This is a genomic window from Streptomyces hazeniae, from assembly GCF_031845485.1.
GTDB classification, from domain to species: Bacteria; Actinomycetota; Actinomycetes; order Streptomycetales; family Streptomycetaceae; genus Streptomyces; species Streptomyces hazeniae.
In genome coordinates this window covers 1-25,795 of sequence record NZ_JAVREQ010000008.1, presented here as the reverse complement: position 1 = coordinate 25,795, position 25,795 = coordinate 1, and the positions used below count along the sequence as shown (strand labels likewise).

The following is a 25,795-nucleotide window of genomic DNA, read 5'->3' as shown; positions in this document are numbered from 1 at the left end:
GACCCGACATGACCGCTCGGAGCCGTTTCCGCCGCTTCCACCCCCGACGTCCGTGCAGCGCCGCCCCCCGCTCTCCGCGCCACCCGCTCCGCGTCCGCCTCCGCCGGTACACCGCCCTCGCCGCCACCGCCGCCCTGAGCGGGCCGCTGCTCTCCGGCTGCGGGCTCCTTCCCGGCGAGGCCCGCGCCGACGACGAGGCGGTGAAGGTGATGACCTGGGCCCCGCAGGACACCCACGCCGCCGACATGGCCGGCATGACGGCCATGGCCCAGGCGTACGCCCGCTGGATCAACGCCTCCGGCGGTGTCGCCGGGCGCCGCCTGGAGGTGCTGACCTGCGACGAGCGCAACGACCGCCTGGCGGCCGCGCGGTGCGCCGACCGGGCGGCCGACGAGGACGTGGTCGCCGTCGTCGGCTCGTACAGCAGGCACGGGCACACCTTCATGCCGCCGCTGGAGGGCGCCGGCATCCCCTACCTCGGCGGATTCGGGGTCGCCGACGACGAGTTCGAGAGCCCGCTCTCCTACCCCGTCAACGGCGGCCTGCCGGTCCTCGCCGCCGGCAACGGGCGGCAGCTCGCCGCGGGCGGCTGCACCGACGTCACCCTGGTCCGCCCCGACACCGTCGGCGGGGACCAGCTCGTCCCGCTGCTCGACGCGGGGCTGCGCGACGGCGGCGCCGGCGCGGCCGCGCCGGTCCGGGACGTCGCCGCGCCGGAGGACGCGACGTCCTACCTGCCGTCCGCCCGGCGCGCCCTGGACGGCGCGGAGGCGGCCACCGCCTCCGGCGCGGGAACGCCGTGTGTCACGGCCGTCCTGGGCGGCCGTACGGACACCTTCTTCGACTCCTTCCGACGGCTCGCGCCCGAGGACGCGGGCGTCGCCACCGCCTCGGTGCTGGGCAGCATCCGGCAGAACCTCGTGGACAGCACCGGCGGCGCCGCCAGTTCACTGGAGGGCGCGTACGCCACCGGCTGGTACCCGACCGCCGACGACCCCCGCTGGGGCCCGATGCGGCGGGTGGTGCGCGAGCACGCCTTCGGCGACGACCGGATCGACCCCGACGACCCCGGCGTCCGTACGACCTGGATCGCCTACACCGTGCTGCGCGCCGCACTGGAGGAGATCGGCCCCGACACCCCGGTCACCGCCCGCTCGCTGCGCGCGGTCCTCGACGAGGGCCCGGCCTTCTCCACCGGCGGACTGACACCGAAGCTGCGCTGGCAGTACGACGACCTGCTGTCGGCCGCCGACTTCCCGCGCATCGTCAACACCTCGGTGACCTACCAGCGCGTGCGGGACGGGCGGCTGGTCTCCGTGCACGACGGATTCGTGGACGTGGAGAAGTCCCTCCAGGCCGACGACGACCTGGGCTGACTCCCGCCGTCCTGTCCTGTCCTGTCCTGTCCCGTCCGGGTCGGGACAGGACAGGACAGGGCGGGACGCGCGCATCGGTTAGAGCTGCGTGTACTGCCGTTCCGGGAGGCCGTACTCCTGGGCGGTCGGGTTCCACAGCCCCGCCGCCTTCTTCTTCGCCGCCGTGGCCTCGCCGCTGGCCCGGTTGCCGAGGGCCGTCTTCTGGGTGGTGCGGGCCTTGCCCTTCTGGCAGCCCTTGCGGCCCGCGACCTGGTCGGCCCACGCGGCATAGGCGTCGTCGGCCTTCGCCGAGGCCTTCCACGCCTCGGTGAGCGCCGCGTTGAGCTGCTGGCTCTGCGGGAGCGCGCCGGTCTCGATCTCGGAGAGGCGGGTCACCAGGCCGTTGCGCTGGTCGGCGGCGGCCCGCAGGTCCGCCGCGGCCTGCCCGAGCTTCTGGCACGTCTTGATGTTCTGCACGGCCCGGATGACGGAGTTGCGGCTGTTGTTGCTCTTCTCCAGCAGCTTGTCCAGCGTCTCCGCCTGCTTCTCGGCGGAGTCGCCCGGCTCCTGGGACGGGTCGCCCGCGGGCTCCGTGGGTCCGCCGGGCCCGGCCTTCGGGTCCTCCTCGCCGCCGCCGCCGGTGAGCGCGCCGACACCGAGCCCGAGTGCCAGCACCACCACCAGGCCGATACCCGCCAGCACCGGAGGCGACAGTCTGCGGCGGCCGGGCTCCCGTTCCTCCGCGGCGACGGTCCGCCGTCCCGGAGGACCGCCGTACGCGCCGCCCGGTGCGGTGTCCGGTGCACCCGCGGCCGCGGGCGGGTAAGGCCCGGGTGCGGACGGTGTGGTCGAGGCGCTGCGGAAGAGGCTGTCGAACTCGGACGGCGGCTGCCGTTCGCCGGGCGTGCCGGGAGGTATGCCGTACGGCGCACCGCCCGGCGGCGACCCCGGGTCCGCAGGGGCGTGCTGCCTTCCGTACGCCCCCTCGGGCGGCAGCGCGCCGGGATGACCCTGCGGCGGCAGCATCTGCGTGGCGTCGGCAGCGCCGTGGCCGTCCTGGGGCGGGAGCATCTGCGTCGCGTCCGCGTCACCCGGGGCAGGCGGGGGCCAGGGAACGCCCGGACCGCCGGGTGCGGGCGGTTCCGCGGCCTGCTGGGGCGGGAGCATCTGCGTGGCGTCCGCGTCACCCGGGGCAGGCGGCGGCCAGGGCTCGCCGATGTCACCGTACGGGCCCTGCTGCCCGGTCTGCGTCGGCTGGTGCTGAGGTGGCTGCTGAGGCGGGAGCATCTGCGTGGCGTCCGCGTCACCGTGGCCGCCGTGACCGCCGTAGCCGCCCGAACCTCCGTAGCCGCCGTGGCCCGCGTGACCCTGGCCGTAGGGGTCGGCCGGCGGGGCGGCGGGCGGTGGTGGCGCCCAGGGCGCCCCGGGCTGCCCGTGGCCACCGGCGGTGTAGTCCGCGTTCTCCGGGTACGGCGAGGCGGCGGGGTACGGGCCGTCCGCGGGCGGGAGCGCTGCGGCACCGGTCTGGTGGGGCAGCGCCTCCCGGTACTCGAGGGCCGGCGGGGCCGTGGGCGGCGACGGGACGTCCGGCCCCCAGGGCTCGCCCCAGGGACGCCCCTCGGCGGGCTGCGGCGAGCTACCCGCCGCGTCGGCCTCGCGCTGCTGTTCGGGCGTCCACGGCTCGCCGTTCGCCGGCAGCACGACGCCCTCGTAAGGGAGGTCGCCGCCCTGTCCGCGTCCGCTGTGCGCTGTCACCGGAACTCCTCGTACGCCGTCTGACTGCCGAAGTCGACGACTCACGCTACCGGTTCGCTCGAACTCTCGACCACGCCCGCGAAACGGGGCGGTGCCGCACCCCCTCCTCCGCCCGGGCACAACGGAAGAAAAGGGCATCTGTCAGGACGAATTGCCGTGTCAGCTCCTCGCCGCGCACTCCGCATGCGCCACGAATTCCCGTGCGACCGGCTCGTTCACGAACGGCTCCAGCCGCTGGCGGAAGCCCTCCAGATATTCCGCTCCGCGTTCCGACCGCAGACCGCCGAGCATTTCCACCGCTTTCGTCCCGCTATGGCAGGCGTGTTCGACCTCACGTGCCTGGAGATGGCCCTCCGCGAGCAGGAGCAGTCCGATCGCCCGCCGCCGCGTCCGCCGCTCCGGGTGACCGGCCAGGGACTCCTCGGCATACCGGACGGTCTCGCGCGGGCGTCCCAGGTCCCGGTGGCAGTGCGCCAGCTCGTCCGCGAGGTAGGCGCCGTCGAAGTGCCCGATCCACACGGGGTCGTCCCCCCGGTCGCGCTCCGCCTCGGCACGCTCCATCGCCTCCACGGCACGGCCCGCGACGGCCTCGCAGGTACGGGAGTCGCCGAGCTGGGCGTGCCCGCGCGCCTCGGCGGCGAGGAACAGGGCCTGCGCCCGCGGCGTGGCCCGGCCGCGCGCGCCCTCCTGCGCCGCGCGGGCCAGCTGGGCGATCTCGCGGGCGTTCCCGAGCGAGGCCGCGAGATGGCTCATCCCCGCGGCGAGCACGTAGCCGCCGTACGCCCGGTCCCCGGCCGCCTGCGCGAGCCGCAGCGCCTGGATGTAGTAGCGCTGCGCCAGGCCGGACTGGCCGGTGTCGACGGCCATGTACCCGGCGAGCTCGGACAACCGGGCGGCGGCGGCGAACAGTTCCCGGCCCACCTCCTCGCGGTAGGAGCCACCGAGCAGGCCGGAGACCACGCTGTTGAGGTAGTGGACGACGACCGCGCGCACGTGTCCGCTGCCGTAGCGGTGGTCCAGGTCGGAGAATGCGGCCGTGGTGGCCCGCACCGCCTCGACGTCCGCAGGGCCGACGCGCGCCCCGCCGGCCCGGGCCACCTGGGCGTCGGGCGGCGTGATCAGCCAGTCGCGGCTGGGCTCCACGAGCGCGGCGGCGGCGACCGTCGATCCGCCCGCCAGCAGGTCGCGCCGGCCCACGTCGCTGCGCCACAGTTCGCCCGCCTGCTCGACCGCGGTCGTGACCGTGGGTGCGAACTGGAGGCCCACACCGGCGGCCAGATGCCTTCCGTTCGCCATGCCGATCTCGTCGAGCGTCACCGTGCGGCCCAGCTTGCGGCCCAGCGCCTGCGCGATGACCGCCGGTGCCCTCCCCCGCGGCTGCTGACCACGCAGCCAGCGGGCGACGGACGTCTTGTCGTAGCGGAAGTCGCAACCCTGCTCGCCACCGCACACGTTGACGCGGCGGGCGAGACCGGCGTGGGAACAACCGGCTTCCTGGATGAGTGCCTGCAGCCTGTCGTTGGGCTGCCGTGCGACCAGTGGCCTGGCGGCCATCGTGCCCCCTCAGCGGAAACGGATCCACGGGCCCGCCCGGGCGGCGGGTTCCGGATGATCACGATCACTGCCCAGCGCATATGCCGGAAAATCGACTGTTCCGGACGTAATCGCCGTGAACACCCTTACCCACGCACAACCCTTCACCCCGTCGCGCGCCCCCGGTCGTGCACCCGTGCGCCCCGCGCGGCCGGACGTGCTCCGGCGGCCTCGGGACGGACTCCGGACGGACTCGCGGCGGAGGAACGTTGCGGCGGGGCAGGCGCCGCGGGGCCCGTAACCGTTGCCCACCGGGGAAGTTGTGACAGGCGTGGAAGAGACCATCGCAGTCACCTCAGCCGCCGCCCGTCCGGCCACCGCACTGTCCGCGCCGTCCGCGCCCCGCGAAGGCGCCGGGCGCGGCGTACCGGACCCGCGGGTACCGCACCGGCGCGGCGCACCGCAGCCGGCGCCGATGGCCGAGTACGCGGCGCGGTACGCGGAGGAACGCCACTGGGACGTCTTCCCCGGCACCTGGCTGGAACGGGTCGACGGCTCCCCCGTGCTGCGGTGCAGCTGCGGCGACGCGCGCTGCGAGGCGCCCGGCGCCCACCCGCTGGACGGGCGCTGGTCCGGCGACGCGACGGGCAGCGCCACGGCCGCCCGCCGGATGTGGGCCAAGGTGCCGCACGCGTCCGTGCTGCTGCCGACCGGCCGCACCTTCGACGCCGTCGACGTCCCGGAGACGGCGGGTTGCCTGGCGCTGGCCCGCATGGAACGGCTCGCGCTCCCCCTGGGTCCGGTCACCTCCACCCCGGACGGGCGGATGCTGTTCCTCGTGCTGCCGGGGGCGGCGAAGAAGGTTCCCGCCCTGGTGCGCGGCCTGGGCTGGTCGCCGGGCGCGCTGGACCTCGCGACGCGCGGCGAGGGCGGCTGGATCGCGGCTCCGCCGACCCGCATGGGCACGAAGGGGTCGGTGCAGTGGGCGTGCGCACCGACGGCGGCGAACCGCTGGCTGCCCGACGTCGAAGAGATCGTCGCGCCCCTCGCCTACGCCGCCGGCCGCGAGGCGGCCACCGCCCGCGCCTCCTGACCCGGCCGGAGCACGCGTCGGGACACCCGCCGCCTCCCGCCCCGCCGGGGGCGGGCCCTCGCGCTCCACGGCCGTCCGTCGGCAGCCGCGGGGCGTCACCACGGTGGAAGGCGCGCCCCGGCACGGGTGGCGGAGGCCAGCAGGGCCCACCCTCCAGGACGCGACGCAGGGCAGGGCGGCGCGCGGGGGCCGCGGAGTACGGCGCACGCTCCTGCTGCACGGCGGCGCCTCGCCGCGGGCGGGCAGGGGCCGGGCGGGGCCTCCCGCCTGAGGGAGCCGGGACGTATCGTGGGCGCCGCGAAGGGCGCACGAACAGCCCGTTCGGCGTGCGCCCGGTACGCGGCGCACGCACGGGGACGAAGGGTGACCAGAACATGGCCGGCGACCACCAGAACCGAGACGGCGGCCCCGCCGCCCGCCCGCCCCAGGGCGTGCAGGGCAAGGACGGCGCCGTGCCGACCTTCGGCGGACCGGGGCAGGGGCCCCGGCGGGATCACCCGCGCGGCACCGGCCCCGACCCGATCGCGCCGCAGCCCGGCGCCCGGCTGGAGGACCGCCCGGAGAACCGTTCCGCCGGTGCCGTCGCCGCCATGGCCCCCGACGCGCCCGCGGCAGCCGTCCGCGTCCGCGCACTGCGCAAGACCTTCGGCGACCAGGCGGCCGTCGACGGCATCGACCTCGACGTGCCCGCGGGCCGGTTCGTGGGACTGGTCGGCCCGAACGGCGCCGGCAAGACGACCACCCTGTCCATGATCACCGGGCTGCTGCGGCCGGACTCCGGGTCGGTCGAGATCGTCGGGCACGACGTGTGGCGCGACCCCGTCGCCGTGAAGGCCCGGATCGGTGTGCTGCCCGAAGGTCTCCGCCTCTTCGAACGGCTCTCCGGTCGCGAACTCCTCTGCTACCTCGGCGCGCTGCGCGGCATCCCCACTGCGGAGGCCGAACGCCGCGCCGCCCAGCTCCTCGACGTACTCGACCTGGCCGGCGCGCAGAACAAGCTGGTCGTGGACTACTCCACGGGCATGCGGAAGAAGATCGGCCTCGCCGCCGCGCTGCTGCACAACCCCGAAGTGCTGTTCCTCGACGAGCCCTTCGAGGGCGTCGACCCGGTGTCCGCGCAGACCATCCGCGGCGTGCTGGAGCGCTACACCGATTCCGGCGCCACCGTGGTCTTCTCCAGCCACGTGATGGAGCTGGTGGAGTCGCTGTGCGACTGGGTCGCGGTCATGGCCACCGGCCGCATCCGTGCGCACGGGCCGCTGGCCGAGGTCCGAGGCGACGCTCCGACACTGCACGAGGCGTTCCTCGAACTGGTGGGCGCCGGCGAACGGGCGGCCGCCGGGGACAGCCTGGACTGGCTCGGCGGCGGCGCAGCCACGAACACGGACACCGGAACGGGCACCGCAAACGGCGCGGACTCCACCCCGCGGAAGGACGGCGGCCGGTGACCGCCACGACGCCGACGTCCGCCGCACCCGCCGCGACGGCGCCCGCCCCCTCCGTCACCCCGACGTTCCTGCGCCTGAAGCTGTCCCTGCTGCGGAACGGCCTGCGCCAGTCGACGGGCCGCACGGCCGCGTTCGTCACCTCGATCGTCCTGGCGCTGCTCCTCGCCGCCTTCCAGCTGCTCGGCCTGATCGTGCTGCGCGGCAACGCCCACGCCGACGCGGTCGTCGTGCCGCTCACCGCGCTGGTCGCCCTGGGCTGGGCGGTGATGCCGCTGTTCTTCCCCAGCGGCGACGAGACGCTGGACCCCAGCAGGCTCGTCATGCTCCCGCTGCGGCCCGAGCGGCTGGTGACCGCGCTGCTGGGCGCCTCGCTGATCGGCATCGGCCCGGTGTTCACACTCACCCTGGTGCTCGGCGCGGCACTCGCGGTGACCCACGGCGGCCCCGCAACGGTCGCGGCCGTTCTCGCCGTTCCGCTGATGCTGCTGACCTGCGTCGCGCTGGCCCGCGCCGTGGCGGCGGCGAACGTGCGGCTGCTGACCAGCCGCAAGGGCCGGGACCTCGCGCTGCTGAGCGGCATCGTGCTGGCGATCGGCGCGCAGTTCCTCAACCTCGGCGTGCAGAAGCTGTCACAGCCGGGCGGGCTGTCCGCGCTGGAGCCGGCCGCAGCCGTCCTGGGCTGGCTTCCGCCGGCTTCCGCCGTCGCGGCGGTCCAGTCCGCGTCCGACGGTGCCTACGCGTCCGCCGCCGTGCAGCTGGCGCTCACGGCCGCCGGCCTGGTCGCGCTGCTCCGCTGGTGGCGTCGCAGCCTGACCCATCTGATGACCTCCCCCGACTCCTCCACCCTCCAGGCCGCCTCCACGGACTCCGCCGACCGCACCGGCGGCCGTTCGGCGGGGCTCGCCGCCTGGCTCCCCGGAGGCCGCACGGGCGCGGTGATGCTCCGCACCCTGCGGTACGCCTGGCGGGACCCCAAGGCCAAGGTCGCCTGGGCCTCCTCGCTGGGCATCGGCATCCTGCTGCCGATCGTGTTCCTCGTGCAGGGCAACGGGAACGTGTACAACGCCTGCTTCGCGGCCGGCCTGCTGGGCCTGCAGATGTACAACCAGTTCGGCCAGGACTACTCCGCCTTCTGGCTGGTCGCCGCCACCACCGCGTCCGCGCACGACGCGCGCGTCGAGCTGCGGGCGCGGATGTCGGCCATCGCGCTCGTCGGCGTGCCGTACGTCGCCCTGGTGTGCATCGGCTCGGCCGCCCTCCTGGACGACTGGGCCGCGCTCGCCGAAGTGCTCGGGCTGGCCCTGGCCCTGCTGGGCGCGCTCCTGGCGACGGGCGTGTGGTCCTCGACGTACTTCCCCTACTCGATCCCGCAGGACAGCGCCAAGAACGTCGCACCCGGGCAGGGGTCGCTGGCCTACCTGAGCATCCTCGGCGGCATGCTGATCGGCGCGGTGCTGTGCATGCCTCTGCTCGCCCTCACGGTCTGGCTGCACCTCGCCGCCTGGCACGGCTTCCTCTGGCTGCTTCTCCCTCTGGGCGTCGCCTACGGTCTGGCCCTCTGCGCCCTCTCCCTCCGCCTGACGGCTCCCCGGGCCGCCGCCCGCCTGCCGGAGATCCTCGGCGCTGTGTCCCGCTGACGCCTCCCGCGGCGGGCCCGCCCGGGCGGGCTCAGGAGTGGTCGGCGACTGGGCGGGCTCAGGAGTGGTCGGCGAGTGCGGCCTGGAGGAAGGGCTCGACGACGCGGCGCCAGCCGGCGGGCTGGTCGTAGTGGACGAGGTGACCGGCGTCGGGCACCTCGGCGTAGATGCCGCGCGGCAGCACCCGCACCATCTCCTGCGCCTCGGCCCGCCCGAGTTCGCCGTCCAGCCCGCGCACCACCAGCGTGGGGCACTGCACCTGGGCCAGCTCCTCCCAGTGCGCGTCGTGCACCCAGGTCTCGCGGACGCGGAGCATCTGCTCGCGGCAGAACACCGGACGCCAGCCGTCCGGGCTCTCCGCCATCACCTCGGCGAAGAAGTCCCCGCGGGAGGCCCGCGGGCGCTCCAGCGTCGGGTCGTCCTCCCCGAACCACTTCCTCACGTCCGCCAGGGTCGCGAACGGCACCGGCCAGGACGCGTACCACTCCTCCCACTCGCGCTGCGAGCGCTCGCCGAGGGCGGAGGCCCGCATGTCGCAGATGACCAGGGCGCGCACCAGGTCGGGGCGGCGCGCGGCCAGCTGCCAGGCCGTCAGGGCGCCCATCGCGTGGCCCACCAGGGCCACGGGCGCCAGGCCCAGCTGCTCGATGGCCGCTTCGGCGTCCGCGACGAACTCCTCCCGGCCGAAGGCGTCCTCCTGCGGCCCGTCGCTCCGGCCGTGACCCCGCTGGTCGAGTCCGACCGCGCGGTACCGCGCGGACAGCCAGCGGGCGGTGTCCGCCCAGTGGCCCGCGCGGCCCATCAGGCCGTGCAGCAGCAGCACGCCGTACGGGGGCGGAGCCGGATCGGGCCCCTCCGGCCCGCCGGAGCGCTGCGTCTCCTTCAGCGGATCCGCGAACTCCCAGGCCGCGAGCCGGACCCCCTCCGCTCCCGTCACGTCGATACGTCTCACCATGCGCTTCGGCACCCCCACTCCGTCTGAACGCGCTGACGACTCGGACGACTCCCACACGCTATCGAACTTCTATTCGAACACGGGGCTCTGCGCGACAAGACCCCTCGTTCGAGTGACACCCGGCCGCGGTTGATCGCCACGGCCCGGGGGAGACAGTGAGCGGGAGGGAGAACGACCTTGGGGGCTCGGGGCTCCGGGTCGTGGTCGGGGGGACATTGGGGAGGACGGGCCCCGGCCGCCGCCATCGGCGCCGGGGCCCGCCTTGCCCACATCGGCTTTCGGCTCCTCACATCCCGGAAGGACGCACGGCACGCCGGATCGGTGCATCGCCCGGCCTCCCTCCGCCCGCCCGTCTCCGCCACGTGGCGGAATCCGCGTAGCGACAGGGTGACACGCCGCGACCGGGTAGGGGCGGTTTCCGCCAACTTGCGCACGAAAAGCAGCCGCGGGGTGGGGCGTGCGGCAGTCCTGCACGCGCCCCACCCCGCGGGAAGGACCGGCGTCCGGCGCGGCCTGCGCCGGATCGGGTCAGCGCTTGGCGACGAACACGTGCGAGGCGATGCTGCTCTCCAGCTCCGCCGACTCGCCGCTGCTGGCGACGTGCACCCCGCCGCCCGGGCCCGCGGTCACGCTGACCACGGCGCCCGGCTGGACACCGGCGCGGCGCAGGGTGTGCATCAGCTGCGCGTCCATCTGGATCGGCTCCCCGATGCGGCGCACGACCACCGTCTTCGCGTCCGTGCCCGGCCGCAGGTCGGAGAGGCTGACCATGCCGTCGTCCAGGAACGACTCCGCCTCGGCGTCCTCGCCCAGCTCCTCCAGGCCCGGGATCGGGTTGCCGTAGGGCGACTCGGTGGGGTGCCGCAGCAGCTCCAGCACCCGGCGCTCCACCGCCTCGCTCATCACGTGCTCCCAGCGGCACGCCTCCGCGTGCACCTGCTCCCACTCCAGGCCGATCACGTCGACCAGCAGGCACTCGGCGAGCCGGTGCTTGCGCATCACGCGGGTGGCGAGCCGCCGGCCTTCCTCGGTCAGCTCCAGATGCCGGTCGCCCGCGACCTGGACCAGGCCGTCCCGCTCCATGCGCGCCACCGTCTGGCTGACCGTGGGGCCGCTCTGGTCGAGCCGCTCCGCGATCCGGGCACGCATGGGGACGACGCCTTCTTCTTCAAGCTCCAGGATCGTGCGGAGATACATCTCCGTGGTGTCGATCAGTCCGGACATCCGTGCCCCTCGTCGACTCGTGCGGTGGCCCTGGCCTCAATTCTGACGCATCCGCGGGCCGACCGTGCCCGCGCGGGGGGTCGCACTCCGTCCGCCGTGGTGCGGCGGTGTTGACAGGGCAGTGGTCCAGACCTCACCGTGATCTTCCGCCGAGACGGGCGGCACTCGAGGACGGAGCGGGCTGTGGGGACGGGCGAGGGTACGGCGGCCGCGGACTTCTTCGCGGCGGCGATCGGACTGCTGCGCGAGGTGGCGGAGACCGAGGCGGGGAACGTCGCGGCGGCGGGCGAACTGCTGGCGGACACCGTCGCGGAAGGCGGACGGCTCTTCGCCTTCGGCGCCGGCCACTCGTCGCTGGCCGCACAGGACGTAGTCTACCGGGCGGGCGGGCTCGCGGTCGTGAACCTGCTGGCCGTCCCCGGGGTCGTCGGCGTCGACGTGCACCCGGCGACGCTCGGCAGCGCGCTGGAACGCGTGTCCGGGCTGGCCGGCACGGTCCTCGACGCCTCGCCGCTGCGCGAGGGGGACACGCTGATCGTGGTCTCCCTCAGCGGGCGCAACGCGCTGCCGGTGGAGATGGCGCGGGACGCGCGGGCCCGCGGCGTGCGGGTCGTCGGCGTGACCTCCGTGGAGTACGCGACGCGGACGACGTCGCGCCACGCGTCCGGCACCTTCCTCAAGGACCACTGCGACGTGGTCGTCGACAGCCGGGTGCCGGTCGGCGACGCGACGCTCACCGCGCCGGGGGTGCCCGCGCCGTTCGCGCCCGCGTCGACGGTGGTGACCAGCGCGCTGATGCAGGCCGTCGTCGCGACGGCGGCACGGTCGCTGGCGGCGCGCGGCATCGAGCCGCCGCTCCTGCGGTCCGGCAACGTCGACGGCGGGCACGCGTGGAACGCCCGCGTGCTCGCCGAGTACGGCGACCGCATCTTCCACTCCTGAGCGCCGCGCCGGAACGCCGTACGCGTACGTGAGGCCGGGCCGCGGTCAGCCGCGGAGGGTGCGGGCGAGGTCGACCGCGGAGGCGAGGCGGACGGCGATGTCCTCGGCGTAGGAGGCGTCCGCGCGGTCGAAGCCGCGGCGGCTGGAGCCGCGCAGGAACGTGACGACGCCCAGGGTGCGGCCGCGGCTGCGGAGCACGGCGCAGAGACCGTGCACCGTGCCGTCGGGCCATTTGCGCCCCTGCGCCCAGCCGGGCACGGCCGCACCGCCGACGCTGGTGCGCACGGTCGTGCCGCGGTCGTACGCCTGGACCGCCGGGTGGGTGGGCCCGTAGCCGACGGGGATGCCGCTGGCCAGGCCCGCCTCCACGACGGGACCGTGCCCGTGAGACGAGGCCGGGGTGGCCGCCGCCCGCACCAGCGGCACCGGCGCGCCACCGGCGCCCTCCGAGGACGCCGGGCCGCCCTCCGGGGACGCCGGGCCGCCCACCGGGAGCAGGTCCAGCAGCGCGTGGTCGGCGAAGCCCGCGAGGGAGAAGTCGAGGTGGACGGCGGCCGCCTCCATCGGGTTCTCGCACTCTGCGGCGGCCCGCGCCGCGCGGTGCAGCTGGTTGTCCCGGAAGCGGAGCCGGGAGACGTCCTGCGCCGCCCGCTTCTCGTCGGTGACGTCGCGGAACAACCAGGCCACGCCGAGCGGGACGGGCTCCTCCGCGAGCGGAGAGGCGAGGCGGAGGAAGCCGCTGCGCCAGCAGCGACCCCGGCGCCCGTCGCCGGAGGCTCCCGCGGCGGGTGCCTGGCTGCCGGTCTCGCCGTCCTCCTCGCCGCGCTCGGCCTCGCGCCGCAGCGACACCCAGATCTCGGCCGGGGCGGGCGGCGCACCCTGCGCGAGCACGTGCTGCAGGGCGCTCTCCAGTTCGTCCAGGCCGTGGTCGAGGAGTTCGCCGAGCGGCCGTCCCAGGACGGCGGTGCGGGAGGTCAGGCGCAGGGCCCGCGCGGCGTGCGTGTTGACGACGGCGGGCCGCAGGTCGGCGTCGACCAGGACGACGCCCCATGCGGCGTCCTCGAAGAGCGCCTCGCTCAGTGCGATGGACCGCTCCAGGTCGATCTGGGCGTGCACCTCGCTGAAGGCGCAGTAGACGCCGGTCGGTCTGCCGTCGGCACCGGCGACGCCGGAGGACTGGGTGCGCACCAGCACGCGCCCGCCGTCCTTGGTGACGAGGGCGAACTCGTGGACCTGGCGTCCGGGGGTGTCCATGGCGCCCAGCAGCCGGGGCTCGACGTGGGCGGCGTCGGCGCTGCGGACGGCCCAGCCGGCCAGCCCGCGGCGCCCGACGGCCTCCTCGGCGGTCCAGCCGAGGATGCGTTCGGCCTCGCGGTTCCAGTGGGTGACGACGCCGTCCGCGTCGAAGGCGCACAGCGCGGCGTCCATGCCGTCGAGGAGCGCGGCGAGCAGCAGCTCGTCGTCCGGGGAGCCGGCGGTGCCGCCCCCGCCCGCGGCACCGCCGGGGTCGGCGCCGACGTGCTCGGCGCGACTCTTCCCCACGGCGCCACTCCCCCCGCCACCTGCGGCGGAGTGGTCGGAGTGGGTCTCTGACTGAGCAGTCACCTGGCACCCCCAGCTGGACGCTGCCTGCGCTGCGCGACCTGCGGCACGCACCGATCATTCAACTCGAAACGTGACCGGGGGCACACCGCCTGCGCGTAAATCGTTGCCGCCCCGAAATTCGTCGCCGCCGGGAAAACGGCTTGCCCGTGCCGGGAACCGCCTCCTACCGTGTGGGGCACACGAGAAGGGAGGTGGTTCGGTAGTGAGTGAGATCCGGACGCGTGAGGTGGCTGCGGCCTAGGGGCCGTACGTCACAGTGTGACGCCGGCACCGCCGGCCAATCCCGAGCAGTCACCCGGCCCGCGGGCTCGTCGGACTCGTCCGACCGACGCCCTTCCGCCCTCGCGGCGGAGGGAGTCGCCCGCGGGCCGTTCCCTTGCCCGGAGACGCCCGGACACGCTCGGGCCATGCCCGGACCCCCGGACCCACCCGAGCGGACGTCCCGTCCTACGGGCAGAGGCGCTCGACGGCCCAGCCCGCTGCGGTGCGCACGTACCGCAGCCGGTCGTGCAGCCGGTTCTCCCGGCCCTGCCAGAACTCCACCGTCTCCGCGGCGACGCGGTAGCCGCCCCAGTGCGGCGGCGCCGGCACGTCCTCGCCCTCCGGGTAGCGGGCGGCCAGCTCGGCGTACGTGCGGTCCAGTTCGGCTCGCGAGGCGACGCGCGAGGACTGCTCACTGGCCCAGGCCCCCAGCTGCGAGCCGTGGGGCCGGGTGCGGAAGTAGGCGGCCGTCTCGTCGCGGCCGATGCGCTGCGCCGTGCCGCCGACGATCACCTGGCGGGCGATCCCGTGCCACGGGAAGAGCAGCGCCACGTGCGGGTTCTCCGCGATCTCCCGGCCCTTGCGGGAACCGTGGTGGGTGAAGAAGACGAAGCCGCGGGCGTCGTACCGCTTCAGCAGCACGGTGCGCGAGCTGGGGCGGCCGTCCGCGTCGGCGGTGGAGACGACCATCGCGTTCGGCTCGTGCAGCCCGCTCTCCGCCGCCTGCCCGAACCAGAGCGCGAACTGCTCGTACGGATCCGCCGCGAGATCGTCCTCGCTGAGTCCTTCCGCCCGGTACAGGGCGCGCATCGCGGCCGGGTCGAGCGTGGGGCGCCCGGCGTGGGCCCGGGCCTGGGCGGAGGCGTCGTCGGCGTGTGGCACGCCCCCATCTTGGCCCATCGCCGCCCCGGCCGGGGCGGCCCGCCCACCGGACCGCACGCGGCGGAGTTCCGGTTCCGGGAAGGCGGAAGTCGCCGGGCCGGGACGGGGGTGTCAGGGGCCGGGACGCGGACGTCAGGGGACGGGGCGGCGCGTGTTCCCTCGCGTTGCCGCGGATACACCTGTGATCGATGATCGAGCAGTGTGCCGCTTCTCACCCTTCCCTCACAGCTGTCGGGTCCCTCAAAATCGCTCCGCGGGACACTGTGGCCTTTCGACAGACGGGGCTATCGTGTGCCGTCCGGCAGAGCTGGGTGACCTCCAGCCGCACGGGGCACGACCGGGGAGCCTCCGGGACGTGGTCCGCCGGGAACCCGCAGCGGGCGGGCGACCGCCCGGCACCCGACCGGGCGAACGGCAGGGACCGCGGTCCGTACGGCGCGCACGAGGCACGCGGTCCGACAGGGCTCGCGTACCGACGCGGTACGTCCGGCACGCGCGGACTCCCGGTCCGCCGGCACCACCCGCCTGGTCACCAGTCGCCGTCGACCTGCCGGCCACACCCGCCGGCACGACCACGAGGAGCCGCCTGATGTCCGACTTCGTACCCGGACTCGAGGGAGTCGTCGCGTTCGAGACGGAGATCGCCGAACCCGACAAGGAAGGCGGAGCCCTCCGCTACCGAGGCGTGGACATCGAGGACCTGGTCGGCCACGTCTCCTTCGGCAACGTGTGGGGACTGCTGGTGGACGGGGACTTCAGCCCCGGCCTGCCGCCCGCCGAGCCGTTCCCCATCCCGGTGCACTCGGGGGACATCCGGGTCGACGTGCAGTCGGCGCTCGCCATGCTCGCCCCCGTGTGGGGGCTGAGGCCGCTGCTCGACATCGACGAGCGGCAGGCCCGCGACGACCTGGCCCGCGCGGCCGTCATGGCCCTCTCCTACGTGGCCCAGTCCGCACGCGGACAGGGCCTGCCGATGGTGCCGCAGAAGGAGATCGACAAGGCCGACACCGTCGTCGAGCGCTTCATGAAGCGCTGGCGCGGCGAGCCGGACCCGAAGCACGTGGCCGCGGTCGACGCGTACTGGACGTCGGCGGCGGAGCACGGCATGAACGCCTCCACGTTCACGGCGCGCGTCATCGCCTCCACCGGCGCGGACGTCGCGGCCTCGCTCTCGGGCGCCGTCGGCGCCATGTCCGGGCCGCTGCACGGCGGTGCGCCGTCCCGCGTGCTGGGCATGATCGAGGAGATCGAGCGCGAGGGCGACGCCACCGCGTACGTGAAGCGGCAGCTGGACCGCGGCGAGCGGCTGATGGGCTTCGGCCACCGCGTCTACCGCGCGGAGGACCCGCGGGCGCGGGTGCTGCGCCGCACGGCGAAGGAGCTGGCCGCGCCCCGCTTCGAGGTCGCGGAGGCGCTGGAGAGGGCCGCCCTCGCGGAGCTGCGCGCCCGGCGCCCGGACCGGGTGCTGGAGACCAACGTGGAGTTCTGGGCGGCGATCGTCCTGGACTTCGCGGAGGTGCCGGCGCACATGTTCACCTCCATGTTCACCTGCGCCCGGACGGCCGGCTGGTCGGCGCACGTCCTGGAGCAGAAGCGGACGGGCCGCCTGGTGCGGCCGTCGGCGCGGTACGTCGGGCCCGAGGCCCGCAGCCCGCACGACGTGCCGGGATACGGCGCCGCCGCGCACTGACCGGCGCCCCCGCACCGGACCCCGGCCCGCCCGTCCGTCCGGGCCGGGGTGGGCCGGGGTCCGGACGGACGGTCAGCTCACCGGGCGGGACAGCGCGGTGTCGAGCAGGGCGGCCCATTGGGCGACGACACGGGCGCGGCGGGCGCTGTCGTCGGTGAGCAGGTTCGCGAGACCCAGCCCGCGCGCCATGTCGAGCAGCCCCTGCACCGTCTCCCGTACGCCCGGCACGCTCTCGTCCGCGCCGAGCAGCTCCACCGCCATGCGGTGCGTCTCCCGCCCGATCCGCGCCTCCAGCGCGGTGACCCTGGGGCCGAGCTGCGGCTCATTGGAGGCCGCGACCCACAGCTGCAGGGCGGCCCGGAACAGCGGCCCGGTGTAGAGGCCGACGACCGTCTCCACGGCCGCCCGCGTGGTGGCCGGGGACGGGAGGTCCCGCAGGATCGCCGAGCGTTCCTCCGCGACGTACTCGACGGCGGCGGTGAACAGGTCCTCGCGGGTGGGGAAGTGGTGCTGGGCGGCGCCGCGCGAGACGCCGGCGTGCTCGGCGACGACCGTGACCGTGCTGCCCGACCAGCCGTGCTCGGCGAGGCAGGTCACGGCGGACTCCAGCAGCCGACGGCGGGTGACGCGGCTGCGGTCCTGCTTGGGGCCGTCGGTCAGTGCACCCATCCCGGGTCCCGTCGTTCGAGGAAGGCGGTCATGCCCTCCCGCGCCTCGTCGGAGGCGAAGAGCCGCGCGGAGAGTTCTGCGAGGCTATCGGTGTCGCGGTCGAAGGCCCGCAGCACCTCGGCCGTGGCCAGCCGTTTCGACTCCGCGAGCCCTTGGGGGGAGCCGCGACGCAGCCCGTCCAGTACGGGTTGCAGCGCCTCGTCCACGTCCTGCGCGGCGGCCGTCACCAGCCCGATGCGTGCGGCTTCGGGCGCGTCGAAGCGTTCGCCGGTGAGGAAGTAGCGCCCCACGGCACGTGGGTCGACGCGCGGCAGCAGGGGCAGGGAGATGACGGCCGGGGCCAGGCCGAGCCGCGCCTCGGTGAAGGCGAAGCTCGCGCCCGGCCCCGCCACGGCGATGTCGCAGGCGGCGACCAGGCCGGTGCCGCCGGCGCGGACGTGGCCGGCGACCCGGGCGACGACCGGCTTGGGGAACGCGACGAGGGTCCGCAGCAGCCGGGCCAGGCCCAGCGGGGCGTCCGTCGGCCCCTCCGCACGGCCCGCCTCGGCGAGGTCGGCGCCCGCGCAGAACGTACCGCCGGTGTGCGTGAGGACGACGGCGCGGACCGCGTCGTCCGTCTCCGCGGCGGCCAGCGCCTCGTACAGCTCGGCGACCAGGCGCCGGGACAGCGCGTTGCGGTTGTGCGGCGAGTCGAGGGTGAGGGTGGCGATGCCGCCGGTGCGCGTGGTGCGGACCAGGGGTTCGTCCGGGTTCGGGGTGGCGTTCACGGTGTCTTCTCCGGGGGGACGCGGCGGACGGGACAAGGGGGGACCGGCGCGGCGGACGGGATCAGTAGGACTTGGGCAGGCCGAGGTTCTGGTGCGAGACGTAGTTGAGGATCATCTCCCGGCTCACCGGGGCGATCCGGGCCACGCGGGCGGCCGTGACCAGGGAGGCGAGACCGTACTCGCGGGTGAGGCCGTTGCCGCCGAGGGTGTGCACGGCCTGGTCGACGGCCTTCACGCACGCCTCGGCGGCCGCGTACTTCGCCATGTTGGCCGCCTCGCCCGCGCCCGTGTCGTCCCCGGCGTCGTAGAGGACGGCCGCCTTCCGCATCATCAGGCGGGCCAGCTCGATCTCGATGTGCGCCTGCGCGAGCGGGTGGGCGATGGCCTGGTGGGCGCCGATCGGTTCCTTCCACACCTGGCGGGTGCGCGCGTAGTCCAGCGCCCGGTCGAGCGCGAAACGGGCCATGCCGAGCGCGAACGCGGCCGTCATGATGCGCTCCGGGTTGAGCCCGGCGAAGAGCTGGAGGAGGCCCGCGTCCTCGTCGCCGACCAGTGCGTCGGCGGGCAGCCGCACCTCGTCCAGCACCAGCTCGAACTGCTTCTCCGGCGCCGCGAGTTCCATGTCGATGAGGTGGCGGGAGAAGCCCGGGGTGTCGCGCGGCACGACGAACAGGCAGGGCTTGAGCCTGCCGGTGCGGGCGTCCTCGGTGCGGCTGACGATGAGCGTGGCGTCGCTGATGTCGACCCCGGAGACGAACACCTTGCGGCCGTTGAGCACCCAGTCCGTCCCGTCCCGGCGGGCGGTGGTGGTGATGCGGTGCGCGTTGGAGCCGGCGTCCGGCTCGGTGATGCCGAACGCCATCTTCCGCGTGCCGTCGCCGAGACCGGGCAGCCAGGCGCGCTTCTGCGCGTGCGTGCCGAAGCGGGCTATCACGGTGCCGGTGATGGCCGGGGTGACGATCAGCATCAGCAGCGGCGAGCCCGCCGCGCCCAGTTCCTCCAGGACGACGGACAGCTCCGTGATGCCCTGGCCCCCGCCGCCGTACGCCTCGGGAAGGCTGACGGAGAGGTAGCCGAGCTTGCCGGCCTCCTGCCACAGCTCGTGGGTGTGCCGGCCGGCGCGGAGCGCCTCCTCGAAGTACGGGCGCCCGTACCGCCTGCCGAACGCGGCGACGGCGTCGCGCAGGGCGCGCTGCTCCTCGGTCTCCAGCAGGCCGCCGGCGACGGCGGGTTGCGTGGTCATGAGCGGGTCCTCTCCTCGGAGTGGCTCACTGCGCGGTGTCCGGTGGGGTGACGACGGCGAGAGTGGTGCCGGGCTGGACCTGGTCGCCGGGGGCGACGGGGAGGGAGCGGAGGATGCCTGCGGCGGGAGCGGTGACGCGGTGCTCCATCTTCATCGCCTCCAGCCACAACAGCGCCTGCCCGGCGGCCACTTCGGCGCCCACCTCGATCCCCTCGGCCAGCCGCACCACCGTGCCGGGCGTCTCGGCGAGGAGCGAGCCCGGCTCCGTACGGTCCTCGGGGTCGGGGAACGCCGGCCGGGCGGTGAACGTCCAGGCCCCGGGGGACGCGTCGACGCAGACCTGGCCGTCGTCGTACCGGGCGACGTCGAACGCCCGCTCCACGCCGTCGGCTTCGAGTACGACGCGCTCCGGGGTGGGCGGCCGGGTCACCCGTACGCCGGGGAAGTCCTCGGCCGGCGGGGCCGGCCGGCCGCCCGACCAGTGGTAGCGGATCTCCAGGTCGCCGCCGTCCGGATCGCCGGCGTCAGCGTCGCCGCCTCCCGGCCCGGGAACGGCGCGGTACGCCTTCCGGTGCGGCCGGGAGGGCACGTTGCGCCAGCCGCCCATCCGCGCCGCCGTTCCGGCGCCGGGCGCGGCGGTCCGCGCGGCCGCGTCGGCCAGTGCGGCGGCCAGTGCGGCGAGCCGTGCCGCGCGCGGGTCGTCCCCGGCGGCGACCAGGTCCGGAAGGTGCCGGTCGTAGAAGCCGGTGTCCACACGGCCGGCGGCGAAGTCCGGGTGCCGCAGCGAGCGGACGAGCAGGTCGCGGTTGGTCACCGGCCCGTGCACGCGCGCCCGTTCCAGCGCACCCGCCAGACGCCGTACGGCCTCCCGCCGCGTCGGCGCCCAGGCGACGGCCTTCGCGAGCATCGGGTCGTAGTGGACGGTGACCAGGTCGCCGTCGGCGAGGCCCGCGTCCAGCCGCAGCCCGGCGCCGCTGCCGCTGCTGCCGGAGGAGGGTCCGCCCGCGCCCTCGCCGTCACGCCCCTCGCCGTCACGCCCCTCGCCGTCACGCCCCTCGCCGTCGCGGCCCCGGCCGCCGAACGGCAGCGCGCCCGGCACGTGCAGGCGGTGCAGCCGCCCGGTTTGCGGCTGCCAGCCGCGCGCCGGGTCCTCCGCGTACAGGCGGACCTCGACGGCGTGTCCGCGCGGTACCGGCGGGCCCTCCTCCGGCAGCGGGGCGCCCTCCGCGACGTGGAGTTGCAGCGCCACCAGGTCCAGCCCGTACACGCGCTCGGTGACGGGATGCTCGACCTGGAGGCGGGTGTTCATCTCCAGGAAGTACGCCCGCCCGTCGTCCGCCACGAGGAACTCGACGGTTCCCGCGCCCTCGTAGGCCACCGCCCGCGCAGCGGCCTCGGCGGCCCGGTGCAGCGCGTCCCGGGTCTCCTCGCCCAGCCCCGGCGCCGGCGCCTCCTCGATCACCTTCTGGTGCCGGCGCTGGAGCGAGCAGTCCCGCGTGCCGAGCACCCACACGCGGCCGTGCGCGTCCGCGAGCACCTGCACCTCGACGTGCCGGCCGCGCTCGACGTACGGCTCGACGAACACCTCGCCGTCGCCGAAGGCGGACGCCGCCTCCGTCGAGGCGGCGCGGATCTCGCCGTCCAGGGCGCCGAGTTCGCGCACCACCCGCATCCCGCGTCCGCCGCCGCCCGCCGCGGCCTTGACCAGCAGCGGAAGGTCGTCCGGCGTCGCGTCCTCCGGGTCCAGCGCGGCCAGCAGCGGCACCCCGGCCTCCGCCATGACCCGCTTGGCCCGCGTCTTGGAGGCCATCGCCTCGATCGCCTCCGGGGGCGGCCCGATCCACACCAGCCCGGCGTCCCGCACGGCCCGCGCGAAGCCGGCGTTCTCGGAGAGGAATCCGTACCCCGGGTGGACGGCGTCCGCGCCCGCGGCCAGCGCCGCCTTCACCAGCAGGTCGCCGCGCAGGTAGGTGTCGGCGGGCGCGTCGCCCGGCAGTCGTACGGCGGCGTCGGCCTCCCGTACGTGGGGCGCGTCGGCGTCCGGGTCGCCGTACACGGCGACGGTGGCCAGGCCCCGTTCGCGGCAGGTGCGGAAGACCCGCCGGGCGATCTCACCCCGGTTGGCGACCAGCACACTGGTGATCTCTGCAGTCATCCCGCCTCACATCCGGAAGACGCCGAAGCCGCCGCGCGCGCCCGCCACCGGGGCGTTGTGCACGGCCGACAGGCACAGGCCGAGGACCGTCCGCGTGTCGCGGGGGTCGATGACGCCGTCGTCGTAGAGCCGACCGGAGAGGAACATCGGCAGCGACTCGGACTCGATCTGCTCCTCCACCATGGCGCGCAGCGCCGCGTCGTTCTCCTCGTCGTACGGCTTGCCCTTCGCCGCCGCGGACTCGCGCATCACGAGGGACAGCACCCCGGCGAGCTGCTGCGGACCCATCACCGCGGACTTGGCGCTGGGCCAGGCGAAGAGGAAGCGCGGCTCGTACGCCCGGCCGCACATGCCGTAGTGGCCGGCGCCGTAGCTGGCGCCCATCAGCACCGACAGGTGCGGCACCTTCGAGTTGGACACCGCGTTGATCATCATCGCGCCGTGCTTGATGATGCCGCCCTGCTCGTACTCCCGGCCCACCATGTAGCCGGTGGTGTTGTGCAGGAAGACCAGCGGCACGTCCCGCTGGTTGGCGAGCTGGATGAACTGGGTGGCCTTCTGCGACTCCTCGCTGAAGAGCACGCCGCGCGCGTTCGCGAGGATGCCGACCGGGTAGCCGTGCAGCCGGGCCCAGCCGGTCGTCAGGCTCGTCCCGTACAGCGGTTTGAACGCGTCGAAGTCGGAGTCGTCGACGAGACGGGCGATCACCTCCCGCGGGTCGAACGGCACCTTCAGGTCACCGGGCACCACGCCGAGCAGTTCGTCCGCGTCGTACCGCGGCGGCCGTACGGCGTCCGGCGGCGGGTCGGGCTGCGCCTTGCGGTGGTGGAGGCGGGCGACGACGCGGCGTGCCTGCCGCAGCGCGTCCGGCTCGTCGACGGCGAAGTGGTCGGCGAGCCCGGAGACGCGGGCGTGCATGTCGGCGCCGCCCAGTTCCTCGTCGCCGGACTCCTCCCCGGTGGCCATCTTCACCAGCGGCGGACCGCCGAGGAAGACCTTCGCCCGCTCCTTGACCATGATCACGTGGTCCGACATGCCCGGCACGTACGCACCGCCGGCGGTGGAGTTGCCGAACACCACGGCCACGGTGGGGATTCCGGCCTCGCTCAGCCTGGTCAGATCGCGGAACAGCGCGCCGCCGGGGATGAAGATCTCCTTCTGGCTGGGCAGGTCCGCGCCGCCGCTCTCCACCAGGCTGATCACCGGCAGCCGGTTGGCGCGCGCGATCTCGTGCGCCCGCAGCGCCTTCCGCAACGTCCACGGATTGCTGGCCCCGCCGCGCACCGTGGGGTCGTTGGCGCTGATCACACACTCGACGCCCGCGACCACGCCGACGCCCGTCACCAGCGAGGCGCCCACGGTGTAGTCGCTGCCCCAGCCGGCCAGCGGCGACAGTTCCAGGAACGGGGTGTCCGGGTCGAGCAGCAGCTCGATGCGCTCCCGGGCGAGCAGCTTGCCGCGCTCCCGGTGCCGTGCGACGTACTTCTCGCCCCCGCCGGCGACCGCGCCCGCGTGCTCGGTCTCCAGCGCGGCCAGCTTCTCCAGCATGGCCTCCCGGTTCGCGGCGTAGTCCGCCCCGGTGACGTCCAGCGTGGAACGCAGCGCGGTCACAGCAACTCCTCGGGTATCTCGACGTGCCGGGCGCGCAGCCACTCCCCCAGCGCCTTGCCCTGCGGGTCGAAGCGGGCCTGTGCGGCGACGCCCTCGCCGAGGACGCCGTCGAGGCGGAAGTTCAGCGCCCGCAGGTTCGGCAGCACGTACCGCGTCACCGGCAGGTCGGCGACCTCGGGGAGCAGGGCGCGCAGCCGGTCGGCGGTCAGCTCGTGCACCAGGAGGCGCCACACCTCCTCCGCCCGTGCGCCGTCCGGGACCCACACCCCGATGTTCGCGCTGCCGCCCTTGTCGCCGCTGCGCGCTCCGACCAGTGCGCCGAGCGGCGCCCGCCGGGTCCGCCCGCGGGACACGTACGGCTCCGGCAGCGGCGGCTCCGGCAGCTCGGCCGGCTCCCGGGTCCGCCGCGGGGCCGGGACCTCCTCGCGGCGGCCGTCCGGCAGCACCGCGGTGTGCGGCACGTCGCCCGCCGGCACGTACGCGGCCTCGAACACGCCGTACGGCGCGCCCTTCCCGGGCGGTGCGGTGACGTGGAAGCCGGGGTAGCTCGCCAGCGCCAGCTCGACGGCGGCGCCGCTCACCCCACGCCCGACCCGCGCCTCGTCGGGGTCGCGGACGACGAGCCGCAGCAGCGCGCTCGCCTCCTCCTGCACGTCGGCGTCCACCCGGTCCGTGCGGGCGAGCGTCCAGCGCACCTCACGCGGGCGGCCCTCGGGTGCGGCGGCGAAGTGCGCCTCCATCTGCTCCCGCACCAGCGCCGCCTTCGCCGCCACGTCGAGGCCGGTGAGGACGAACACCACCTCGTTGCGGTGTCCGCCCAGCCGGGTCAGCCCGACCTTCAGCGTGGGCGGCGGCGCCTCGCCCCGCACCCCCTCGATCCGCACCCGGTCCGGCCCGTCCGGCGCCAGCCGTACGGTGTCCAGCCGCGCGGTGACATCCGGCCCGGCGTAGCGGGGCCGGTCGGTCTCGTAGAGGAGCTGCGCGGTGACCGTGCCGACGGTGACGGCGCCGCCCGTGCCGGGGTGCTTGGTGACGACGGACGACCCGTCGCGCCGTATCTCCGCCAGCGGGAAGCCCGGCCGGCGCACGTCGACACCCTCGCGGGCGAACAACGCGTAGTTGCCGCCGGTGGCCTGCGCCCCGCACTCCAGCACGTGCCCGGCGACGACCGCCCCGGCCAGGGCGTCCAGGTCGTCCTCCGCCCAGCCGAAGTGGGCGGCGGCCGCGCCGCCGACCAGCGCCGCGTCCGTGACCCGGCCCGTCACCACCACGTCCGCGCCCGCGCGCAGGCAGGCGGCGATGCCGCCGCCGCCCAGGTAGGCGTTGGCGGTGAGCACCCCCTCGCCCCAGCCTCCCCGCGCCCGCAGGTCGTCGCCCTCCACGTGCGCCACCCGCGCCGGGACCCCGACGCGGTCGGCCAACTCCCGTACGGCGTCGGCCAGTCCGGCGGGGTTGAGGCCGCCCGCGTTCGCGACCAGGGCGACACCCCGCTCACGGGCCAGCCCGAGCCCTTCCTCCAACTGCCGCAGAAAGGTGCGGGCGTAGCCCCGCGAGGGGTCCTTCATCCGGTCGCGCCCGAGGATGAGCATGGTCAGTTCGGCCAGGTAGTCGCCGGTCAGCACGTCCAGCGGGCCGCCGGTGAGCATCTCGCGCAGCGCGTCGAACCGGTCGCCGTAGAAGCCGGAGGCGTTGCCGACACGCAGCACCTCCGGATCGCGTGGGCGGGGATCGCCTGGGCGGGGATCACGTGCGTGGGGATCACCTGCGTGGGGATCACCTGCGTGGGGATCACCTGCGTTCACCGTGCACCTCCGGTCGTCGGCCTGCGTCCTGCTCCGGGCGGCCCGGCGAACGCCTGGGCGATGTCCAGCCAGCGCTCCGCGTCCGCGCCTTCGGCGCGAAGGGCGGTGTCGCCACGGTGGACGCGTTGGGTGACGAGCAGGCAGAAGTCCGGCGCCGGACCGGTCACTCGCTGCGCCGCGTCCTCCGGGCCGTACGCCCAGGCCGTCTCGTCGCCGCCGGGCCCGGGGAAGCCCAGCTCGACGCGGAACGGCTCCCCCGGCGGCTCCAGCCCCCGCACCGCGTACGCGAAGTCGCGGGTGCGCACGCCCAGCCAGGCGACGTGCCGCAGCCGCACGGTCGGCTCCCGGCGCACCCCGAGGGCGGCGGCCACGTCCTCGCCGTGCGCCCAGGTCTCCATCAGCCGTGCGGTGGCCATGCCGGCGACGCCCATCGGCGGGCCGTACCACGGAATACGGTGCGGCCTGGGCAGTTCGGCCAGTGCGCGAGCCAGCTCCAGACGCCCGACGCGCCAGCGCGCCAGCAGGGCGTGCGGCGCTTCGGCGGCGCCCTGCGCGGCGCCCTCGTCGACGAAATCGGTCAGCGAGCCACCGTCCGGCAGCGCGGCGAGCGCCTCCTCCACCTCCTGCCGGAACGCGGCCTCGTCCCGTGCGGCGAGCAGCGCGCGCCGGTCCGTCCAGGCCAGGTGGGCGATCTGGTGCGCGACCGTCCAGCCGGACGCGGGCGTCGGCGCGGACCACTGTGCGGCGGAGGCGTCCGCGACCAGGGCGTCCAGCTCCTCGCCCTCGGCCCGCAGATCCGCGAGCACCTGATCGGCTGCTCCTGCCACCACGCACCTCTCCAGGAAGGGGTCGGAGCTTCAGCGTGGCAGGCGACCCGGAAAGAATCAAGCGTGCTTGCATGTTTTTAGGCTTCAGTGAGTCGTGGTGTGGGTGTCGTGCCGGGTGGCGGGTTTGGGGGTGGTGCGGGTGTAGAGGCGGGCTACGGGAGGGGGGCGGGGGGTGGCAGGCGCGTTCAGGGCGCTGGTGACGGGTGGGGTGGTGGGCTGGCGTCCACACCTCTCTGACGTGGCGGGCCAGCGCCGATCTTGGCGGTTGGTCTCTTTCCGGGGTGCCGTGTCGGGCTGCTGCCGCCCCGTGGCCGGGCTTTCGTCTTCTCGCTTCGCTCGTT

At 75.1% G+C, this 25,795-nt stretch carries 19 protein-coding genes; 6 read left to right on the top strand and 13 right to left on the bottom strand.

Annotated elements, in window-relative coordinates; translation table 11 throughout:
• The first annotated feature begins 8 nt into the window (after positions 1-8).
• Positions 9-1,376, top strand: a complete 1,368-nt coding sequence (locus tag RM572_RS11090) for an ABC transporter substrate-binding protein (RefSeq protein ID WP_311673107.1) — start codon at positions 9-11, stop codon at positions 1,374-1,376.
• 78 nt (positions 1,377-1,454) lie between these two features.
• Here the strand turns inward: RM572_RS11090 and RM572_RS11085 are convergent, their stop codons facing one another.
• Both RM572_RS11085 and RM572_RS11080 read right to left on the bottom strand, forming a co-directional pair.
• The gene (locus RM572_RS11085; protein WP_311673106.1) at positions 1,455-3,110 is read right to left on the bottom strand and encodes a hypothetical protein; all 1,656 of its coding nucleotides are present in this window, start codon (positions 3,108-3,110) and stop codon (positions 1,455-1,457) included.
• A 159-nt stretch (positions 3,111-3,269) separates the two neighbouring features.
• Positions 3,270-4,664: a transcriptional regulator gene (locus tag RM572_RS11080; protein ID WP_311673105.1), complete on the bottom strand. Its 1,395-nt coding sequence runs from the start codon at positions 4,662-4,664 to the stop codon at positions 3,270-3,272.
• A gap of 454 nt (positions 4,665-5,118) precedes the next feature.
• Here RM572_RS11080 and RM572_RS11075 point away from each other — a divergent pair, with 454 nt between their 5' ends.
• From RM572_RS11075 to RM572_RS11065, 3 genes are all read left to right on the top strand, one after another.
• Positions 5,119-5,736: a bifunctional DNA primase/polymerase gene (locus tag RM572_RS11075; protein WP_311673282.1), complete on the top strand. Its 618-nt coding sequence runs from the start codon at positions 5,119-5,121 to the stop codon at positions 5,734-5,736.
• 590 nt (positions 5,737-6,326) lie between these two features.
• Complete coding sequence (locus tag RM572_RS11070; protein WP_311673281.1) at positions 6,327-7,184, top strand: ABC transporter ATP-binding protein; 858 nt, start codon at positions 6,327-6,329, stop codon at positions 7,182-7,184.
• Positions 7,181-8,821, top strand: coding sequence for a transporter (locus RM572_RS11065; RefSeq protein ID WP_311673104.1), 1,641 nt, complete (start codon positions 7,181-7,183; stop codon positions 8,819-8,821). Before RM572_RS11070 ends, RM572_RS11065 begins: the two co-directional genes overlap by 4 nt.
• A 58-nt stretch (positions 8,822-8,879) precedes the next feature.
• Here RM572_RS11065 and RM572_RS11060 read toward each other — a convergent pair whose 3' ends face one another.
• Positions 8,880-9,776 (bottom strand): alpha/beta fold hydrolase, encoded by an 897-nt coding sequence (locus RM572_RS11060; protein WP_311673102.1) that lies wholly within the window; start codon positions 9,774-9,776, stop codon positions 8,880-8,882.
• A gap of 528 nt (positions 9,777-10,304) precedes the next feature.
• A complete protein-coding gene (locus RM572_RS11055) occupies positions 10,305-11,000 on the bottom strand; it encodes a metal-dependent transcriptional regulator (RefSeq protein ID WP_027765772.1) in 696 nt (231 codons plus the stop codon).
• 183 nt (positions 11,001-11,183) lie between these two features.
• Between RM572_RS11055 and RM572_RS11050 the strand changes: the two genes are divergently transcribed.
• Positions 11,184-11,942, top strand: coding sequence for an SIS domain-containing protein (locus RM572_RS11050; protein ID WP_311673101.1), 759 nt, complete (start codon positions 11,184-11,186; stop codon positions 11,940-11,942).
• A 45-nt stretch (positions 11,943-11,987) separates the two neighbouring features.
• On the opposite strand, the gene RM572_RS11045 is transcribed toward RM572_RS11050, so the two are convergent.
• On the bottom strand, positions 11,988-13,547 hold the full coding sequence (locus RM572_RS11045) for a PAS domain-containing protein (RefSeq protein WP_394813580.1): 1,560 nt from the start codon (positions 13,545-13,547) through the stop codon (positions 11,988-11,990).
• Positions 13,548-13,994: 447 nt separating this feature from the next.
• Entirely contained in the window at positions 13,995-14,618 is a 624-nt protein-coding gene (gene pdxH / locus RM572_RS11040; RefSeq protein WP_311673280.1) for a pyridoxamine 5'-phosphate oxidase, read from the bottom strand.
• A gap of 661 nt (positions 14,619-15,279) precedes the next feature.
• Between pdxH and RM572_RS11035 the strand changes: the two genes are divergently transcribed.
• Positions 15,280-16,380 carry a citrate synthase 2 gene (locus RM572_RS11035; RefSeq protein ID WP_311673099.1) on the top strand — a complete coding sequence of 367 codons (1,101 nt, stop codon included), beginning with the start codon at positions 15,280-15,282 and terminating at the stop codon, positions 16,378-16,380.
• A gap of 72 nt (positions 16,381-16,452) precedes the next feature.
• On the opposite strand, the gene RM572_RS11030 is transcribed toward RM572_RS11035, so the two are convergent.
• The 7 genes from RM572_RS11030 to RM572_RS11000 all read right to left on the bottom strand — a co-directional run bounded on the left by RM572_RS11030 (position 16,453) and on the right by RM572_RS11000 (position 25,454).
• Positions 16,453-17,049: a TetR/AcrR family transcriptional regulator gene (locus tag RM572_RS11030; protein ID WP_311673098.1), complete on the bottom strand. Its 597-nt coding sequence runs from the start codon at positions 17,047-17,049 to the stop codon at positions 16,453-16,455.
• Entirely contained in the window at positions 17,037-17,816 is a 780-nt protein-coding gene (locus tag RM572_RS11025) for an enoyl-CoA hydratase family protein (RefSeq protein ID WP_311673097.1), read from the bottom strand. Before RM572_RS11025 ends, RM572_RS11030 begins: the two co-directional genes overlap by 13 nt.
• Before the next feature lie 61 nt (positions 17,817-17,877).
• Entirely contained in the window at positions 17,878-19,059 is a 1,182-nt protein-coding gene (locus RM572_RS11020; protein WP_311673096.1) for an acyl-CoA dehydrogenase family protein, read from the bottom strand.
• A gap of 25 nt (positions 19,060-19,084) precedes the next feature.
• On the bottom strand, positions 19,085-21,214 hold the full coding sequence (locus RM572_RS11015; RefSeq protein ID WP_311673095.1) for an ATP-binding protein: 2,130 nt from the start codon (positions 21,212-21,214) through the stop codon (positions 19,085-19,087).
• Positions 21,215-21,220: 6 nt separating this feature from the next.
• On the bottom strand, positions 21,221-22,825 hold the full coding sequence (locus RM572_RS11010) for an acyl-CoA carboxylase subunit beta (protein WP_311673093.1): 1,605 nt from the start codon (positions 22,823-22,825) through the stop codon (positions 21,221-21,223).
• Positions 22,822-24,471 carry an acyclic terpene utilization AtuA family protein gene (locus tag RM572_RS11005; RefSeq protein ID WP_394813586.1) on the bottom strand — a complete coding sequence of 550 codons (1,650 nt, stop codon included), beginning with the start codon at positions 24,469-24,471 and terminating at the stop codon, positions 22,822-22,824. Before RM572_RS11005 ends, RM572_RS11010 begins: the two co-directional genes overlap by 4 nt.
• Positions 24,472-24,623: 152 nt before the next feature.
• Positions 24,624-25,454, bottom strand: coding sequence for a TIGR03084 family metal-binding protein (locus RM572_RS11000; protein WP_311673091.1), 831 nt, complete (start codon positions 25,452-25,454; stop codon positions 24,624-24,626).
• Positions 25,455-25,795 lie beyond the last annotated feature (341 nt).

Bases quoted from the DNA above. Each gene is read 5' to 3' on its own strand.
- RM572_RS11090 (WP_311673107.1), top strand. From the start codon at position 9: ATGACCGCTCGGAGCCGTTTCCGCCGCTTCCACCCCCGACGTCCGTGC.
- RM572_RS11080 (WP_311673105.1), bottom strand. From the start codon at position 4,664: ATGGCCGCCAGGCCACTGGTCGCACGGCAGCCCAACGACAGGCTGCAG.
- RM572_RS11075 (WP_311673282.1), top strand. From the start codon at position 5,119: ATGGCCGAGTACGCGGCGCGGTACGCGGAGGAACGCCACTGGGACGTC.
- RM572_RS11070 (WP_311673281.1), top strand. From the start codon at position 6,327: ATGGCCCCCGACGCGCCCGCGGCAGCCGTCCGCGTCCGCGCACTGCGC.
- RM572_RS11060 (WP_311673102.1), bottom strand. From the start codon at position 9,776: ATGGTGAGACGTATCGACGTGACGGGAGCGGAGGGGGTCCGGCTCGCG.
- RM572_RS11055 (WP_027765772.1), bottom strand. From the start codon at position 11,000: ATGTCCGGACTGATCGACACCACGGAGATGTATCTCCGCACGATCCTG.
- pdxH (WP_311673280.1), bottom strand. From the start codon at position 14,618: ATGCGCGCCCTGTACCGGGCGGAAGGACTCAGCGAGGACGATCTCGCG.
- RM572_RS11035 (WP_311673099.1), top strand. From the start codon at position 15,280: ATGTCCGACTTCGTACCCGGACTCGAGGGAGTCGTCGCGTTCGAGACG.
- RM572_RS11030 (WP_311673098.1), bottom strand. From the start codon at position 17,049: ATGGGTGCACTGACCGACGGCCCCAAGCAGGACCGCAGCCGCGTCACC.
- RM572_RS11020 (WP_311673096.1), bottom strand. From the start codon at position 19,059: ATGACCACGCAACCCGCCGTCGCCGGCGGCCTGCTGGAGACCGAGGAG.
- RM572_RS11015 (WP_311673095.1), bottom strand. From the start codon at position 21,214: ATGACTGCAGAGATCACCAGTGTGCTGGTCGCCAACCGGGGTGAGATC.
- RM572_RS11005 (WP_394813586.1), bottom strand. From the start codon at position 24,471: ATGCTCACCGGCGGCCCGCTGGACGTGCTGACCGGCGACTACCTGGCC.